Raw genomic sequence first — 15,681 nt, 5'->3', positions numbered from 1 at the left:
TCGTGCGCATTCCCGACCACTCCGAAACTGAAGCCCGAGGGGCAGCTCACGCCTGTATGAAGGGGTGACATCACGTCGCGCGTAGAGCGTGCCGGCTCGGGCGGGAAGGGACCGCCATGCGCTCCTCTCTGCTCTTTCCCCGCATCAACAGGCACACCCGCGTCATGTCCACGCACCTCGGCGCCGCGCCGGTGAACGCCGATCCGGTCGTCCGCTGCGTGCCGCCGAGCAACTCCCTCGTCGAGTTCGGCGCGTACATCGGCGGCAAGAAGGTCGACGCCGCCGGCATTCCCGAGGCCGTGCGCCTGGTCCGGGAGCACAACGAGGCCAACGAGGTGCCCGACGCGTACGTCTGGGTCGGGCTGCACGAGCCCGCCGCGCCCGAGGTCGAGTGGCTCGCCGACGTGTTCGGCCTGCACCCCCTCGCCGTCGAGGACGCCATCAAGGCCCACCAGCGGCCCAAGGTCGAGCGCTACGGCGACTCGCTGTTCGTGGTGCTCAAGACCGTCGCGTTCCTCGACCACGAGGTGTCGGCGGCGAGTAGCGAGATCATCGGCACCGGCGAGATCATGGTGTTCGTCGGGCCCGACTTCGTCGTGACCGTACGGCACGGGCGGCACTGTCCGCTCGGCGACGTCCGCGAGAAGCTGGAGTCGAAGCCGAAGCTGATCGGCCGCGGCCCCACGGGTGTCCTCCACGCCATCGCCGACCACGTCGTGGACAAGTACCTGCAGGTCGCCGACCTCATGCAGGCCGAGCTCGAAGAGGTCGAGGCGGCCGTCTTCGCCGAGGTCAGCTCCCGCGACATCAACAGGATCTACCAGCTCAAGCGCGAGATGCTGGAGCTCAAGCGGGCCGTCGGACCGCTCCAGACCCCCTTCAACGCCCTTCCCCAGCGGCGCAGCATCCCCTCCGAGATGCGTGAGTACTTCCGCGACGTCGGCGACCACCTGTCCCGCGTGTGCGAGCAGGTCCAGGCGTCCAACGAGCTGTCCGACTCGATCCTCCAGGCCGCGCTGGCCCGCTCCAACGCCCTCGCGAACGAGGACATGCGCAAGATCTCCTCCTGGGTGGCGATCATCTCGGTCCCCACGATGATCGCCGGCATCTACGGCATGAACTTCGACCACATGCCCGAGCTCAAGTCCGTTTACGGCTACCCCGTCGTGATCGGCGTCATGGTCGTCGCCTGCACGCTCCTGCACCGCGCCTTCCGCCGCAACGGCTGGCTCTGACCTGACCGCCCTTCCCCCCGGGACGCCGCCCCACGTGCGTCGGCGGGCGTCTCCTGCTCGCCAGGACGCGCGTGTGCCCGATCAGGCGGCGCGACCGGCCTTCAGCAAGGCCGCGGTGTCGACGACGCGGCGGGCCTGATGACGGGCCGCCTGCAGGGACACCTCGCCGGGTGCACCGTCACCGGCCACGTGCGAGGTGCCGTACGGATTGCCTGACTGGAACTGGATGGGGTCGGTGTAGCCGGGGGGCACGATGATGCCGCCCCAGTGGTAGAACGTGTTCCCCAGCGCCAGGAGGGTGGATTCCTGTCCGCCGTGGGCGGTGTTGGAGGCGGTGAAAGCCGAGTACACCTTGTCCGCGAGCTTGCCCTGATACCACAGGGGGCCGGTGGTGTCGATGAACGCCCTGAGCTGACCGGCCGGGTTGCCGAAGCGGCTGGGGGTGCCGAACAGCACCGCGTCGGCCCACTCCAGGTCGTCGAGGCCGGCCACGGCGACGTCGGCGGTGTCCCGGAGGTGCGCGGCCCACTCCGGCCTGGAGCCGACGACTTCCGGCGGGGCCGTCTCCGCGACCTTGCGCAGTCTCACGTGTGCGCCGGCCTTCTCCGCGCCCTCGACGGCGGCCTGCGCCAAGGCGTGCACGGTGCCGGTGGCACTGTAGTAGACGATCGCGACGTTGACGGGTTCCATGATCGGTTTCCTTCCTCAGGGTCGGTCTCAGCGGTAGGACGACACACCCCGTCGGAATGTGAGGCGACGCCGCGACCTCACACTTCGGCGGGATGTCTCGTCGAACCGAGTGAGGACGGATGCGACCAAGGGAGTCGGCGACACCATGACCAACCCATCCGGGCCGGGACGCGGCCGGCCGACCCCAGCCTGAGCGTGATCATGAGCGAGCGGCGCCGGTTGATCAACCTCGCGTACCGGCTCCTCGGCTCCCTGGCCGATGCCGAGGACGTCGTGCAGGAGACCTACGCCCGCTGGTACGCCATGCCGCGGCAGCGGCAGGATGCCGTCGAGTCCCCCGGCGGCTGGCTGACCACGGTCGCCAGTCGCATCTGCCTGGACATGCTCGGCTCTGCGCGGGCCCGGCGGGAGCGCTACGTGGGCGAATGGATCCCGGAGCCGCTGCCCGAGCCCGCGGAGTGGATCGACGGGCGGCCGGGCGGTGCCACGGTCGATCCGGCCGACCGGGTCACCCTCGACGAGTCCGTCAACATGGCCTTCCTCGTCGTGCTCGACTCGATGACCCCGGCCGAGCGCGTCGCGTTCATCCTGCACGACGTCTTCCGCTACTCCTTCGCCGAGGTGGCCGAGATCGTCGGCCGCACCCCGGCGGCATGCCGCCAGCTGGCCTCATCGGCCCGCCGCCGCATCCGCGACTCACAGGTCCCCGCGACCCCGGCGGCCCGGCGTGCCGGCATCGTGAGGGAATTCAAACAGGCGTGGGAAGCCAAGGACATCGACGCCCTCATCGGCCTCCTCGCCCCCGACGCCACGGCGACCGGCGACGGCGGCGGACTCGTCGGCGCCGCGCTCCGTCCGGTCGAAGGCGCCGAGCAGATCGCGCGCTTCTTCGCGGACCGGGCCAGGGCGGTGCCCGGCGTGACGATTCTGGAGTGCACGGTCAACGGCCAGCCCGGTCTGGTGGGCCGGCAGGACGGCGTCACCGTGTCGGTGATGGCGTTCGACGTCGCAGGCGACCGGATCACGCACATCTGGGCGGTACTCAACCCCGACAAGCTCCGGCCTTGGACGACGGGCTGACAACCGTGGCATCCGTTCGGCCGGCGGGATCCGGATGCGTACGCTTCGTGACCGCAATCATGAGCAATCAGTCATTGCGATATGTCAGATGATGTTGTTAGGTGGGGGGAGCGGGCCGCTCGACACATCGACCGTTTCCACTCTCGCAGGAGCGTGTCATGACAGAGGCGACACCCCGGCTGGCGACTTATCCTCTCACTCGGGAACGTGCCTTCGATCCGCCGGACGAACTGGCACGCCGCCGCGCCGAGGCGCCGATCCAGCGGATGACGTACGCGGACGGGCACGAGGGCTGGCTGGTGACGGGGTACGCGGAGTCGCGCGCCATCCTGGCCGACAACCGCTTCAGCAGCCGCCCCGAACTGCTGCACTCGCCGATCCCCCAGCGCGGGGAGTTCCGCCGTGAGCCGCTGACACCGGGGTTCTTCATCCGCATGGATCCCCCCGCGCACACCCGCTACCGCCGCCTCCTGACCGGGCAGTTCACCGTACGGCGGATGAAGACGCTCGAACCGAGGATCCAGGAGATCACCGAGAGCCGCCTCGACGCCATGGAGCGCGAGGGCGCCCCCGCCGACCTCGTCGAGTCCTTCGCGCTGCCCATCCCCTCCCTGGTGATCTGCGAACTGCTGGGCGTGCCGTACGAGGACCGGGAGAAGTTCCAGCGCGACTCGGCGGTGCTGCTGAACCTGGACTCCTCCATCGAGGACGTCCGGGCGGCGGTGCAGGACCTGTACTCCTACCTGCACGGTCTCGTCACGATGAAGGCGGAGGAACCCGCCGACGACATACTGAGCGGCCTGGTCGCGGGCGGGGAGCTGACGACCGAGGAGATCGGCGGCATCGGGCTGCTGCTGCTCATCGCGGGGCACGAGACGACCGCCAACATGCTCGGCCTCGGCACGTTCGCGCTGCTGACGAACCCGGACCAGCTCGCCGTCGTGCGGGACGACCCGGCCGCCGTCGAGAACGCGGTGGAGGAACTGCTGCGCTACCTCAGCATCGTGCACATCGGGCCGACCCGTACGGCCCTGGAGGACGTGGAGGTCGGCGGCGCCCTGATCAGGGCCGGCGAGTCGGTGACGATGTCCGTCGGGGCGGCGAACCGGGATCCCGAGCGGTTCGAGGGCGGCGACGCCCTCGACGTGACCCGGCCGGCGCACGGGCACCTGAGCTTCGGGCACGGCATCCACCAGTGCCTGGGCCAGCAGCTCGCCCGGATCGAGATGCGCATCGCCTATCCCGCGCTGCTGCGCCGCTTCCCCAACCTGCGCCTGGCCGTGCCCGCGCGGGAGGTACCGTTGCGGTCCAATATGGCGATCTACGGTGTGCACCGCCTGCCGGTGCTGTGGTGAGGAAAGTCGCTGGGGGAACGATGAAGATCAAGGCGGACACCGGACGGTGTATCGGCGCGGGGATGTGCGTGCTCACGCTGCCCCAGGTGTTCGATCAGAGCGAGGACGACGGGACGGTCGTGGTGCTCGACGCCGAGCCCTCGTCCGACCTCGCGCCCGCCGTGAACAGGGCCGTGCAGCTCTGTCCGTCCGGCGCGCTGTCCGTGGAGGAGTGAGCCCGTACGGGCCGTGTGACGGCGACACGCTGGGCCGGGTGACGCTCAGCTACTTGACGGGCACGGTCCGATGGGCTTGGCTGGTAATCGGCTGTGAAAGCCATTCTTGTGGGTGACCCTGGAGCCCCGCCTCTTGCCGCAGGCGGGGCTCCTCCCATGTGCGTCAGGCTCCGACCGGCCGGAGCGGGGTCACCGGGTCGGGCAGCGGCAGGCCGCGGGCCTTCCAGAGACGGCGCATGCGGTCGGGGTAGTCGGTGACGATGCCGGCCACGCCCATGTCGATCAGCCGGGCTGCCTCGTCGGGCTCGTTGACCGTCCACACCACGACCGGCAGGCCCTGCCGGGCCGCCCCGGTCATCAGCGCCTCGTCGACGAGCACGCGGTCGGGGGACAGCGTCGTCGCCCCCACCGCCGCTGCCGCCGCCGCGAGGTCGCCGCCGGCCTCGCCGAGCCGGATGCCGTTCATCCAGGCGGGGGTCATCGTGTCGCGCTCGACCAGGGCGTACCGCCGTTCGATCAGAGGCCTGGCGATCTCCAGGATCCGCCAGTCGAAGCTGAGCAGGGCCGCCCTCGACAACCGGTCGTGCCGGTCGAGCTCGTTGACGACCTCCTCCACGAAGCGGCGGGGGTCGGCGCACAGGTCGGGACGGGTGGGATCGGACTTCAGCTCGACGTGGAGGCGCACGTGGTCGGCGCCGAGGGCGCCGATCAGGCCGAGCACCGCGCCGAGCGTCGGCATCCGGGTGTCCGGCAGCGGCACCTGCGTGAGCGCGAAGCGGTCGTCCGGCCGCTCGGGCAGCCGTACGCCGACGTCGAGGGTGCGCAGTTGCGGCAGCGTGAGCGCGATGATCGGCTTGCCGACGTAGGGGAACATCTCGTCCCCGGGAACGGCCATGCCCGTGTCGGCGCTGGTCACCGCGGACACGTGCAGGTCGTGAGTGAGCACGAGCTGCCCGTCCGCGGACATGGCGACGTCGAACTCGAGTGCGTCGACCCCCAGCTCCAGCGCGAAGGCCAGGCCGGGCAGGGTGTTCTCGGGCCTCAGGCCCCGCGCTCCACGGTGTCCGTGCAGCTCAACGTATCCATGCACAGCGGCGTACCTTACCGCCTCGCCCGTCCGCGGCCCGGAACCCTCCGGTTCCGGGCGCGTACGCCACGAATCATCAGATGAGGGGACGGATCTGGATGGTCCTCAGATGAGGGAGCGAATCTGAATGGTCTGCGTGCGGCCCGGGCCGACGCCGATGGCGGAGATCGGGGCGCCGCTCATCTCCTCCAGCGCCCTGACGTACGCCTGCGCGTTCGGCGGCAGGTCCTCGAACGTCTTGGCGCTGGTGATGTCCTCCTGCCAGCCCGGCAGCTCCTCGTAGATCGGCGTGGCGTGGTGGAAGTCGGTCTGCGTCATCGGGATCTCGTCGTGGCGGACGCCGTCCACGTCGTACGCCACGCAGACCGGGATCCGCTCCAGGCCGGACAGCACGTCGAGCTTGGTCAGGAAGAAGTCGGTCACGCCGTTGATCCGCGTGGCGTACCGCGCGATGACCGCGTCGAACCAGCCGCAGCGGCGGTTGCGGCCGGTGGTCACGCCGTACTCGCCGCCGGTCTGGCGCAGCCAGTCGCCCTGCTCGTCCAGCAGCTCGGTCGGGAACGGCCCCGACCCCACGCGCGTGGTGTACGCCTTCAGGATGCCGATGATCCTGGTCAGGCGGGTCGGCGGGATGCCGGAACCGGCGCAGGCGCCGCCCGAGGTGGGGGAGCTGGAGGTCACGAAGGGGTAGGTGCCGTGGTCGATGTCGAGCAGCGTGCCCTGCCCGCCCTCGAGCAGCACGACCTTGTCCTGGTCGAGCGCCTGCGAGAGCACCAGTGAGGTGTCGGCGATGTGGGGGCGCAGCCGCTCGGCGTAGCCGAGGTACTCCTCCAGCACCTTCGCCGGGTCGAGCCCTCGGCGATTGTAGATCTTGGTGAGGATCTGGTTCTTCTCGCCCACCGCGGCCTCGATCTTCTTGCCGAGGATGCCGGGGTCGAGCAGGTCCTGGACCCGGATGCCCATGCGGTAGATCTTGTCGCCGTACGCCGGGCCGATGCCGCGGCCGGTCGTGCCGATCTTGGCCTTGCCGAGGAAACGCTCGCTGACCTTGTCGATGGCCTTGTGCTGGGGCATGATCAGGTGCGCGTTGGCCGAGATCAGCAGCCGGTCGCAGGAGATGCCGCGCTCGGCCAGCCCGTCGATCTCGCTGAGCAGCACGCCCGGGTCGATGACCACGCCGTTGCCGATCACCGGCACCACGTCGGGTGAGAGCACACCGGTCGGCAGCAGGTGCAACGCGTACTTCTGGTCGCCGATGACGACGGTGTGGCCCGCGTTGTTGCCGCCCTGGTAACGCACGACGTAGTCGACGTCACCGCCCAGCAGGTCGGTGGCCTTCCCCTTGCCCTCATCGCCCCACTGGGCGCCAACGAGAACGACAGCCGGCATGGTTCAACTCCTGCACCAAGACGAAAGCCCCTGACGCAAGCGCGGCAGGGGCCTCTTGCACACAGAGACTACCTGAGGGGCATGCCGACGGTGAACGGAGTCTTAAGTCCCGAGACGGGCCCGGCCGTCCGCGTACGACCCCGTGTAACGGCTCCGTGTGTAACGGCTCCGTTCAGGCAGTTCGTCCTGGAGGTCGTTCAGGAGGTCGTTCAGGAGTTCGCGGTGAGCGCCTCCGCGGCGGCCTGGCTGCTGTCGCGCAGGAACTGGGCGCAGCGCTCGGCCTCGTCCTTCTCGCCGATCGCCTGGGCCGCCCGGGCGAGGGCGTTCAGGCAGCGCAGGAACCCCTGGTTCGGCTCGTGCTCCCACGGGATCGGCCCGTGCCCCTTCCAGCCCGCGCGGCGCAGCTGGTCGAGACCCCGGTGGTAACCGGTGCGCGCGAACGCGTACGAGGTGACGGCGTGACCCGCGGCGAAGTAGTCGTCGGCGAGAGCGGCCCAGGCCGCCGAGTAGGCGGGGAAGCGGGCGGCCACGTCTGCCGCCTTGGCGCCCGACTCGAGCATCTGCCGCGCCTCGGGGTTGTCCGGCAGCAAGGTGGGCGGCGGGCCGGCAAGGAGGTTCTCGTGCGATTCCATGGCCACAGTCTTACCTGTCCAGGAGCCGCAGGGGTATGGGCGTCCCGGCGGGAACAGAAGATCGATACAAGAATGGATCTTCCGATTTCCCGCCGGGCCGTTCCCTTACTTGATCTTGGTGCCCGCGGACTTGAGCTGCTGGCAGGCCTCGGCCACGCGCGCGGCCATGCCGGCCTCGGCCGCCTTGCCGTACGCACGCGGGTCGTAGGCCTTCTTGTTGCCGACCTCGCCGTCGACCTTCAGCACGCCGTCGTAGTTGCGGAACACGTGGTCCACGATCGGGCGGGTGAAGGCGTACTGCGTGTCGGTGTCGATGTTCATCTTCACCACGCCGTACGAGATCGACTCGTGGATCTCCTCAAGGGCGGAGCCGGAGCCGCCGTGGAAGACCAGCGAGAACGGCTTCTCCTTGCCGTACTTGGCGCCGACGGCGTCCTGGATCTCCTTGAGCACGCTCGGGCGCAGCTTGACGTGGCCCGGCTTGTAGACGCCGTGGACGTTGCCGAAGGTGGCGGCGACGATGTAGCGGCCGCGCTCGCCCAGGCCGAGGGTCTCGGCGACGGCCAGCGCGTCCTCCGGCGTCGTGTAGAGCTTCTCGTTGATCTCGCCGACGATGCCGTCCTCCTCACCGCCGACCACGCCGATCTCGATCTCGAGGACGACCTTGGCGGCGGCGGTCTTGTCGAGCAGCTCGCTGGCGATCTGGAGGTTCTCGTCGAGCGGCACGGCGGAGCCGTCCCACATGTGCGACTGGAACAGCGGGTCCTGGCCGCGCGCGACGCGCTCGGCGGAGATCTCCAGCAGCGGGCGGACGAACGAGCCGAGCTTGTCCTTCGGGCAGTGGTCGGTGTGCAGCGCCACCGTCACCGGGTACTTCTCGGCGACCACACGGGCGAACTCGGCGAACGCCACCGACCCGGTGACCATGTCCTTCACGGTGGTGCCGGAGAGGAACTCCGCGCCACCGGTCGACACCTGGATGATCCCGTCACTTTCCGCCTCCGCGAAGCCGCGCAGCGCGGCGTGCAGGGTCTGCGACGAGGTCACGTTGATCGCCGGGTACGCGAAGCCGCCCGCTTTGGCGCGGTCGAGCATCTCGGCGTAGACCTCTGGAGTCGCGATAGGCATGCGAAGTCATCTCCTTCTGACGGTATGCGGCGTGGCAAGTATCCCGAAGGCCGGGCCGATCGGGAAAGCCGGGTATGTGGGGCCGCCGGGAAAGACGCGGTGATTCCGCGATTCACGGTTTTCCACAGCCCTGCCGCTTCTCAGTCTCATCTCATCCGGGACAGGTAGGCTCGCCCCGTGGACGTGCTCTTGGACCTTCTTGACCCGAAGTGGTGGCTGAGCATGCTCGGCGCCTTCGCGACGATCGGCGTCATCGCCATCGTATTCGCCGAGACGGGGCTGCTCGTCGGGTTCTTCCTGCCCGGTGACTCGCTGTTGGTGACCGCTGGAATTTTCAGCACCGCCGCCGCCGCACAGGGATTCGGGATCGCGCCTCTGTCACTGCCCACCCTGTTGATCGGAGCGCCGCTGGCGGCGATCGCGGGGGCGCAGCTGGGCCACTTCCTGGGGGCGAAGGTCGGCAGGAAGATGTTCGACAAGCCGGACTCCCGGCTGTTCAAGAGGGAGCACGTCGAGAAGGCGGAGTTCTACTTCGAGAAGTTCGGCCCGGCGAAGGCCGTGGTCGCCGCGCGGTTCATGCCGATCGTCCGCACCTTCATGAACCCTGTCGCCGGCGTGCTGGAGATGGACGCGCGCCGCTTCTTCGTCTGGAACGTCCTCGGCGGTGTCGTCTGGGTCGAGGCCCTGCTCCTGCTCGGCTATTTCCTCGGCAGCAAGGTCGAGGGCATCGACAAGTACATCCTTCCCGGAGTCTTCGTCGTGGTCCTTCTGTCGGTGATCCCGATCGTGCGCGAGGTCATGAAGAACCGCCGGGCCGCCTCCGCCGTCCCCAAGGGACGCCACCACGCCCCCCGGTAAGCCGACGGTGGGACGCTCCGGCCGTGGGCGAGTGCCTACGGGGAGTCGGCGGATGACCTGCGGGAAAGTGCTGCCGCACAAGAAGTGACCGGTCAGTACTGAGATATGCCTCACACCCGCTACTCTCCCGAATGTGGGACGCCACAGGTCTGATCCCCTCGGCATCGCCAGGCTGGCGCTGGTCGGTCTGGTGGTCGTGCTGCTGCTCGCCGTCATCGTGGTCGGCGCGAGAGCGCTGCTGTCCACGTTCGGCTCGGAGGAGGCCGCCGCGGGCGCGTCCTCCGCCCCGTCGGCGCGGCCCTCCGCCGAGCCTTCCGCCGCGTCCGCCACGCCCCGCGTGCCCACCGTCCGCGTGGTCTGCCGGGCCGACCGGTGTCCCGTGTTCGTCCGGGTGCCCGGCGGCGACGTGCTCATCGACCGGGACCTGGCCCGGGGCGAGGAGGCGTCCTACTTCCAGCCCGAACTCGACGTCGTCCTCGACGACGCGAGCACGGTCCAGGTCTTCGAGAACGGAACCGCCAGGTCCCCCGGGCCGGCCGGCGAGCGGCAGGCGTTCAGTGTGAGGCGATCCCCAGATCAGTGAGCGAAAAGGCGGAGCGGTACGGCACGCCGGTCGCGGCCAGCGCCTCGTCGCCGCCCCGGTGCACGATCGTCGCGATGCCGACGACCTGGGCACCGGCCTCGCGCAACGCCTCCACGGCGGTGAGCACGGACCCGCCCGTCGTCGTGGTGTCCTCCACCGCGAGCACCCGGCGTCCGGCGACGTCCGGACCCTCGATCCTGCGCTGCAGGCCGTGGGCCTTGCCCGCCTTGCGCACCACGAACGCGTCGAGCGTGCGGCCACGGGCCGCCGCGGCGTGCAGCATCGACGTCGCCACCGGGTCGGCGCCCAGCGTGAGACCGCCGACCGCCTCGTAGTCCAGGTCCTCGGTGAGGTCCAGCATCACGCGGCCCACCAGCGGCGCCGCCACGCCGTCCAGGGTGATGCGGCGCAGGTCGACGTACCAGTCGGCCTCCTTGCCGGAGGACAGTACGACCCGGCCGTGCACGATGCCCTTGTTCTTGATCTCGTCCAGCAGTCTCTCGCGGTCACTCATGAGGCTCAGCGTACGGCCGGTCCCGTGGTGCGGGCCGTACGGGCCCGGGGGCCGCGCGTGGCGTGCGAAGACTACTGAGAGTAAAGAGGCTCCAGCGGTTTAGCCAGGACATGGACTGCGGAATGTATCGCCGTGCAACTCATCGTAATCGCGAGGTCGCAATGCGTAGAGAAGTCCGGCATACCGACATGGAACTGCTTGAGGCCGTGCGGGGAGGCGACACGGCGGCCTTCGGGACGCTCTACCGGCGGCACTCGCCCGCCGCGCGGTCGCTGGCCCGGCAGGTCGTGCAGAGCGAGGACGCGGTCGAGGACCTCCTCGTCGAGACCTTCGCCCGAGTGCTCGAGGTGGTGCGGCGGGGCGGCGGCCCCGCCTCCGCGTTCCGGCCCTATCTCCTCGCGTCGCTGCGCCGCTACGCCGCCGCCGGAGTGGCCGATCTGGCCGACGGCGACTCGCTCTACGTGGACCCCGAACTCGCCGGGCTGGAGCGCTCGCCGCTCGCCCGGGCGTACCGCTCGCTGCCGGAACGCTGGCGCATGCTGCTGTGGCACGTGGAGGTCGAGGGCGGCAGGCCCGCCGACGCGGGCCCGCTGCTCGGCCTGTCGGGCAGGGCCGCGGCCCTTCTCACCCGGAGGGCCCGTCAGGGCCTGCGGGAGGCGTACGTGCGGCTGCACCTGGAGAACGGTCCCCGTGCCGAGTGCCGGCCGATCCTCTCCATGATCCTCCGCTACGTCGAGAACGGCCTGCCCAAGCAGGAGGCCGGCGCGGTCGACGCCCATGTGGCCGAGTGCATCGACTGCCGGTCGGTCTTCCTCCAGATGGTCGATCTCACGCAGGAACTGCGGGCCGTCGTCGGCCAGCTCATCGCCGGCCCGGCCGTGGACGACTATCTCGCCGACCTCGCCACCACGACCGCCGCGGGCTCACGGTCGTACGGCGGCGGCATGACGAGCGGCACCAGCGGACGCGGGCCGGACGGCAGGGTGAGCGGCGGGGTGAGCGGCAGGGCGCGGGCGCGACTGGAAGCCGTTCGCCATCACATGGGGGGATTGACGAGCCGCGCGGACCGCCGCATGAGGGGAGCCGTTCGGGCCGGCCAGGACGGGACGGCCCGGCGGGGCGTGCACGCGGGCGGGCGGACGCCCTGCTCCGCGGGGCGTACGGCCGGGCCCGGACGACGACCCGGCGCGCGTGCGCGAAGGTCGGCGCGGCGCCGAGAGCGATGTACGGCCGCGCGCGGATGGCGACCAGGCGTGTGTACGCGAAGGTGGGCCCGAAGGTGAGTGCGCTGCCGCGGGCGGCGTTCGTCCGGGCGCGGGCGGCGCTGGCGTGGTTGTCCGCACTGGTGCGGAGCGTGCCGACGCCGCATCGGGCGGTGCTGGGAGGCATCGCCGTCGCCGCCCTCGCGACGGCCGCCTTCCTGCTCGTCGCCCAGCCGACGGGAATGCTCTTCACCGGCGGCTCGGGGGGACAGGGCGGGACGCGGGCCCTGGACCGCCCGCAGCCCGCGGACAGCGCGGCCTCGCGTTCGCGGGCCGCCACCGGCCACACGTCCCGGGCGGCCGTGGGTTCCCCCACGCCGGAGACCGCGGACGATCCGGCGGCCGGGGGCGATACCGACGAGCCGAGCGCGGGCATCGCGCTCGGCATGCCCGGGATCACCGGCAGGGTCACGCCTGGTGGCGATCGGCAGTCGCCACGCGAGGAGCCCAGGGCACAGGAAGACACCGCGCAGGAAGACACGGCGCAGGAGGCCACGGGGTCGCTGCCCGGCGCCGGCAGGGCGGGCGAGGATCATCCGGCCGCACGTCACGACGGACGACCGGCGATCTCCGGCGCCCAAGGCCGTGGAGGCGGAGAGCGCCCGGGCGCCGGCCGCGAGAGCGGCCGTCTCACCGGTGCGGGGCAGGACAGCGGGGGGCAGGACAGCAACGGGCAGGCGGACAGACGCCCGGTGAGCGAGCCGGATACGACTACCGTCCTCGCCGAACGCGGTCAGGGCTCCCGCCACACGAACGCCTCCGGAGGCTCGGCTCCCGAACGGCAACCGGTGCGCGGCCAGATCTCCCGGCATCCCTACCAGGACCATCGCCCCCAGACCCGCGCCCAGGGCAGTGCCCAGGACGGCGCCGAGGCCCGTGCTCAGGGCAGTGCCCAGGGCAGCGGTCAGACCCGCGCCCAGGCCCGCGCGCAGGGCAGTACCCAGGAGAGCGGCCAGACCCGTGCGCAGGGCGGGATGCGGCAGGCGCCGGAGCGGGCTCGTGACCGGCGCGAGCCACAGCCCCCACCGTCCGGCCACCGGTCGCACCCCGGTTGTGCGGCCCGGGGACGTACAGGGCCGCCCGCAGGCCGGGGAACGTGGCCGTGAGGCCCGTGAGCATGCCCGATCGGGCCAGAGCGACAGCAGTGGAGCCCCGAAGGCCGGAAGGAACGGGAAGAAGGCGAAGGAGGCCCTCGTCGCCGCCGTCGATCCGCTGGGCGCCCTGCTGCGCGGTCAGTCCGGGCTCGTCGCCGTACGGCTGCGCAACGCGGGCGACGCCGCCACCGGCGACGTCACCGCGACGGTGACCCTCCCGCCCGGCGTCCGCTACCTGGATCAGGGCGGGCACGGAGGCCGGGGCCATGCGGCGGGCGGCGCGCGGACCGCGCACGGCCGGGAAGCGGCGCGGCGACGGCTGGTCGTGTGCGGCGTCGGGTCGCCAGGTATCCAGCAGTCAGGCGCCGAGCAGTCAGGCGCCGAGTAGCCGGGGGTCAACCAGCGGGGTGTCAACGAGCGCGGTGCGGTGCGTCCGGGGACCGCTCGCCGCCGGTGAGGTGACGGCGATCTTCCTCAAGGTGGCCGTGGCCGCGGACGCGCCCGCGGGACGGCCCTTCACGGTACGGGTACGGTCGGGGCGGCTGGAGACCACCGCCAAATCGTCCGTGGGGGTGCGCGCCTCGGGCGCGGCGGCCCGCTTCGCCGCCGACGGTCGCCTCGCCGCGCGGGTCGTCGGCAACGCGCTCGTGAGTTCCGCCGCGCCGGCCGCTCCCTGCGGAGCGGCAGCGGGCGACCGGGAGCGGGACTCGGGCGTGAGCGTGCCGGTCGACCTCGACAGGGACCCCTCGACGCGTACGTCCAGTTGTGCCGATCTCGACCTGCCCGCCGGCGGCAAGGTGTTGTGGGCGGGCCTCTACTGGTCCGGCGGCGGCCAGGGAGCGGTTCCCGCGGAGGACATCCGGGTGCGCGCTCCGGGGATGCCGGGATACACGACGCTGCACGCCGCCGAGGTCGCCCGGCGAAATCTGCCCACCGGGTCCGGTTATCAGGCGTTCGCCGACGTGACCTCTTTCGTCCGTACGGCGGGTGGAGGTCGTTGGTGGGTCGCGGGTGCCCCGGCGCGTACGGGAACGGTCCGGCACGCGGCCTGGGGCCTGGTGGTGATGGCCGAGGACGCGCGGCAGCCGTACACACGGGCCGTGGTCCTGGACGCCGCGGCGGTCGTCGGGAGCGAGGACAAGGCCCTGCGGCTCCCCCTCGACGGCCTCGCTCCGGGCGGCGCACCCGCGCGGATCGACCTGATGGTGTGGAACGGCGAGGGGGTCAGGGCGGGGGTCATCACGATGAATGATCGCGGGGGCCGGGAGGACCGGAGCCGGGCGGATGTCCTGGGCCAGGGAGACGCCGGAGGTGTCGCGGTCGACACGCTCCACGCCCTCCTGGGACCCCACCCCGCACTCCAGCTCGCCACCCGGCGCGACCCCGTGTTCTTCGGCGTCGCGGTGGTGAGCGCCAGAACGTGGTCTTGACATCCTCCCTTGCTGTCTCGCCGGAAAGCGGATGTCCCCCGTACGTTCCCCATAACAAATTGGTGGGAGGCGATACCTGGACAAACTGGTACGGTCGGCATGAACGCTTCCGGTCCCAGGGTCGTGGGCGTCCCGATCCCCCACCAGGCGGGCGAGGGCTGAATCGCCGGGAATCACCCTCGCGGGAAGACACCCTTGACTACCCTGAGAGAGCCACGTAGGAAGGGCGGTGTCGCGTGGATCGCTGCGCGCTGTTCGTTGACGCCGGCTACTTGCTGGCAGACGGCGCGATGGCCGTCCATGGGACCCGCCATCGCGAGGCCGTCTCCTGGGACTATCCGGGCCTGCTGCAGCTCCTGACGAACCTGTCAAGAGAGCGCACGGGCCTGCCGCTCCTGCGCTGCTACTGGTACGAGGCGACCGTCGAGGGCCGCCGTACGCCCGAGCACGACGTGCTGGCGGACATCCCCGGGCTCAAGCTCCGTCTCGGCCGGATCCGGCCGGGCCGGCGTGAGGGCGTGGACGCCCAGGTCCACCGCGACCTCATGACCCTGGCGCGCAACAACGCGGTCTGCGACGCGGTCGTGGTCAGCGGCGACGAGGACCTCGCCCAGGTGGTGAGCGACGCGCAGGACCTCGGCATCCGCGTGACCGTCATGCAGATCGCCACCGACGGCGCCTGGTCGTCGGCGCGCACCCTGCGGCAGGAGTGCGACGACCTCGTCGAGATCGCGAGCGGCCATCTCCGGCCGTACGTCACGATGCTCACCGGGGCGGACCCGGGCCCGGGCCTCGGCAACGGCCAGTCCCACGGCAACGGCCTCGTCCCCCACGGAAACGGCTCGCTGTCCAACGGGACGCACTTCAACGGCTCCCAGCAGAACGGAACGCAGCAGAACGGCACCCAGTCGCAGGGGAGCCACGCCACCGGCCTCCACGGCGGGGCGACCCCGGTGACGGGACCACACGGCAGCCCGTCGCAGAGCGCGTCGCACGACCTGGGCGCATCCGGTGCGGCGTCGAACGTCACCCAACCGCACGCCACGGGGACACCCGGCGCGGGCATCCACAGCGGCGGATCGCACGGCACGGGCACCTCAGGAGGCGGCACCCCCGCAAGCGGCGCCCA

The 15,681-nt window shown here is 71.0% G+C and carries 16 protein-coding genes and 1 pseudogene; 11 read left to right on the top strand and 6 right to left on the bottom strand.

The window, feature by feature from the left end; all coding sequences use genetic code 11:
- Positions 1-116 precede the first annotated feature (116 nt).
- Entirely contained in the window at positions 117-1,235 is a 1,119-nt protein-coding gene (gene corA, locus B1L11_RS12315) for a magnesium/cobalt transporter CorA (RefSeq protein WP_079314594.1), read from the top strand.
- An 81-nt stretch (positions 1,236-1,316) separates the two neighbouring features.
- On the opposite strand, the gene wrbA is transcribed toward corA, so the two are convergent.
- Positions 1,317-1,925: an NAD(P)H:quinone oxidoreductase gene (gene wrbA / locus B1L11_RS12310; RefSeq protein WP_079314593.1), complete on the bottom strand. Its 609-nt coding sequence runs from the start codon at positions 1,923-1,925 to the stop codon at positions 1,317-1,319.
- A gap of 201 nt (positions 1,926-2,126) precedes the next feature.
- Here wrbA and sigJ point away from each other — a divergent pair, with 201 nt between their 5' ends.
- From sigJ to B1L11_RS12295, 3 genes are all read left to right on the top strand, one after another.
- A complete protein-coding gene (gene sigJ / locus B1L11_RS12305) occupies positions 2,127-3,005 on the top strand; it encodes an RNA polymerase sigma factor SigJ (RefSeq protein ID WP_079314644.1) in 879 nt (292 codons plus the stop codon).
- Between the two features lie 158 nt (positions 3,006-3,163).
- Entirely contained in the window at positions 3,164-4,360 is a 1,197-nt protein-coding gene (locus B1L11_RS12300; protein ID WP_079314592.1) for a cytochrome P450, read from the top strand.
- 20 nt (positions 4,361-4,380) lie between these two features.
- The gene (locus tag B1L11_RS12295) at positions 4,381-4,575 is read left to right on the top strand and encodes a ferredoxin (RefSeq protein ID WP_079314591.1); all 195 of its coding nucleotides are present in this window, start codon (positions 4,381-4,383) and stop codon (positions 4,573-4,575) included.
- Positions 4,576-4,738: 163 nt separating this feature from the next.
- Here the strand turns inward: B1L11_RS12295 and B1L11_RS12290 are convergent, their stop codons facing one another.
- From B1L11_RS12290 to fbaA, 4 genes are all read right to left on the bottom strand, one after another.
- Positions 4,739-5,665 carry a glycerophosphodiester phosphodiesterase family protein gene (locus B1L11_RS12290; protein ID WP_079314590.1) on the bottom strand — a complete coding sequence of 309 codons (927 nt, stop codon included), beginning with the start codon at positions 5,663-5,665 and terminating at the stop codon, positions 4,739-4,741.
- A 102-nt stretch (positions 5,666-5,767) separates the two neighbouring features.
- The gene (locus B1L11_RS12285) at positions 5,768-7,051 is read right to left on the bottom strand and encodes an adenylosuccinate synthase (RefSeq protein WP_079314589.1); all 1,284 of its coding nucleotides are present in this window, start codon (positions 7,049-7,051) and stop codon (positions 5,768-5,770) included.
- 209 nt (positions 7,052-7,260) lie between these two features.
- Positions 7,261-7,683 (bottom strand): DUF3151 domain-containing protein, encoded by a 423-nt coding sequence (locus B1L11_RS12280; RefSeq protein WP_079314588.1) that lies wholly within the window; start codon positions 7,681-7,683, stop codon positions 7,261-7,263.
- A 105-nt stretch (positions 7,684-7,788) separates the two neighbouring features.
- Positions 7,789-8,811, bottom strand: a complete 1,023-nt coding sequence (gene fbaA, locus B1L11_RS12275) for a class II fructose-bisphosphate aldolase (protein ID WP_079314587.1) — start codon at positions 8,809-8,811, stop codon at positions 7,789-7,791.
- A 177-nt stretch (positions 8,812-8,988) separates the two neighbouring features.
- On the opposite strand from fbaA, the gene B1L11_RS12270 reads away from it, so the two are divergent.
- The gene (locus B1L11_RS12270) at positions 8,989-9,669 is read left to right on the top strand and encodes a DedA family protein (protein ID WP_239108439.1); all 681 of its coding nucleotides are present in this window, start codon (positions 8,989-8,991) and stop codon (positions 9,667-9,669) included.
- A 133-nt stretch (positions 9,670-9,802) separates the two neighbouring features.
- Positions 9,803-10,252 (top strand): hypothetical protein, encoded by a 450-nt coding sequence (locus B1L11_RS12265; RefSeq protein WP_079314586.1) that lies wholly within the window; start codon positions 9,803-9,805, stop codon positions 10,250-10,252.
- On the opposite strand, the gene pyrE is transcribed toward B1L11_RS12265, so the two are convergent.
- Positions 10,224-10,766, bottom strand: coding sequence for an orotate phosphoribosyltransferase (pyrE, locus tag B1L11_RS12260; protein ID WP_079314585.1), 543 nt, complete (start codon positions 10,764-10,766; stop codon positions 10,224-10,226). The two genes, B1L11_RS12265 and pyrE, sit on opposite strands and share 29 nt — an antisense overlap.
- A 188-nt stretch (positions 10,767-10,954) precedes the next feature.
- Between pyrE and B1L11_RS12255 the strand changes: the two genes are divergently transcribed.
- From B1L11_RS12255 to B1L11_RS53890, 5 genes and pseudogenes are all read left to right on the top strand, one after another.
- A complete protein-coding gene (locus tag B1L11_RS12255; RefSeq protein WP_179155105.1) occupies positions 10,955-12,049 on the top strand; it encodes a sigma-70 family RNA polymerase sigma factor in 1,095 nt (364 codons plus the stop codon).
- Entirely contained in the window at positions 12,046-13,134 is a 1,089-nt protein-coding gene (locus B1L11_RS46740; protein WP_179155104.1) for a hypothetical protein, read from the top strand. The genes B1L11_RS12255 and B1L11_RS46740 overlap by 4 nt, the downstream gene beginning before the upstream one ends.
- The gene (locus tag B1L11_RS12245) at positions 13,082-13,510 is read left to right on the top strand and encodes a hypothetical protein (protein WP_079314582.1); all 429 of its coding nucleotides are present in this window, start codon (positions 13,082-13,084) and stop codon (positions 13,508-13,510) included. Before B1L11_RS46740 ends, B1L11_RS12245 begins: the two co-directional genes overlap by 53 nt.
- Before the next feature lie 19 nt (positions 13,511-13,529).
- On the top strand, positions 13,530-14,552 hold the full coding sequence (locus tag B1L11_RS12240; RefSeq protein ID WP_143737211.1) for a hypothetical protein: 1,023 nt from the start codon (positions 13,530-13,532) through the stop codon (positions 14,550-14,552).
- Positions 14,553-14,842: 290 nt separating this feature from the next.
- A pseudogene (locus B1L11_RS53890) lies at positions 14,843-15,220 on the top strand (NYN domain-containing protein); the annotation flags it as partial.
- Between the last annotated feature and the right edge of the window lie 461 nt (positions 15,221-15,681).

The organism is Microbispora sp. GKU 823, assembly GCF_002027145.1.
Lineage (GTDB): Bacteria > Actinomycetota > Actinomycetes > Streptosporangiales > Streptosporangiaceae > Microbispora > Microbispora siamensis.
This window is presented reverse-complemented; position numbering and strand designations above follow the sequence as displayed.

Coding starts and splice junctions, on each gene's coding strand:
- pyrE (WP_079314585.1), bottom strand. CDS start 10,766: ATGAGTGACCGCGAGAGACTGCTGGACGAGATCAAGAACAAGGGCATC.
- B1L11_RS12255 (WP_179155105.1), top strand. CDS start 10,955: ATGGAACTGCTTGAGGCCGTGCGGGGAGGCGACACGGCGGCCTTCGGG.
- sigJ (WP_079314644.1), top strand. CDS start 2,127: ATGAGCGAGCGGCGCCGGTTGATCAACCTCGCGTACCGGCTCCTCGGC.
- fbaA (WP_079314587.1), bottom strand. CDS start 8,811: ATGCCTATCGCGACTCCAGAGGTCTACGCCGAGATGCTCGACCGCGCC.
- wrbA (WP_079314593.1), bottom strand. CDS start 1,925: ATGGAACCCGTCAACGTCGCGATCGTCTACTACAGTGCCACCGGCACC.
- corA (WP_079314594.1), top strand. CDS start 117: ATGCGCTCCTCTCTGCTCTTTCCCCGCATCAACAGGCACACCCGCGTC.
- B1L11_RS12280 (WP_079314588.1), bottom strand. CDS start 7,683: ATGGAATCGCACGAGAACCTCCTTGCCGGCCCGCCGCCCACCTTGCTG.
- B1L11_RS12300 (WP_079314592.1), top strand. CDS start 3,164: ATGACAGAGGCGACACCCCGGCTGGCGACTTATCCTCTCACTCGGGAA.
- B1L11_RS12295 (WP_079314591.1), top strand. CDS start 4,381: ATGAAGATCAAGGCGGACACCGGACGGTGTATCGGCGCGGGGATGTGC.
- B1L11_RS12285 (WP_079314589.1), bottom strand. CDS start 7,051: ATGCCGGCTGTCGTTCTCGTTGGCGCCCAGTGGGGCGATGAGGGCAAG.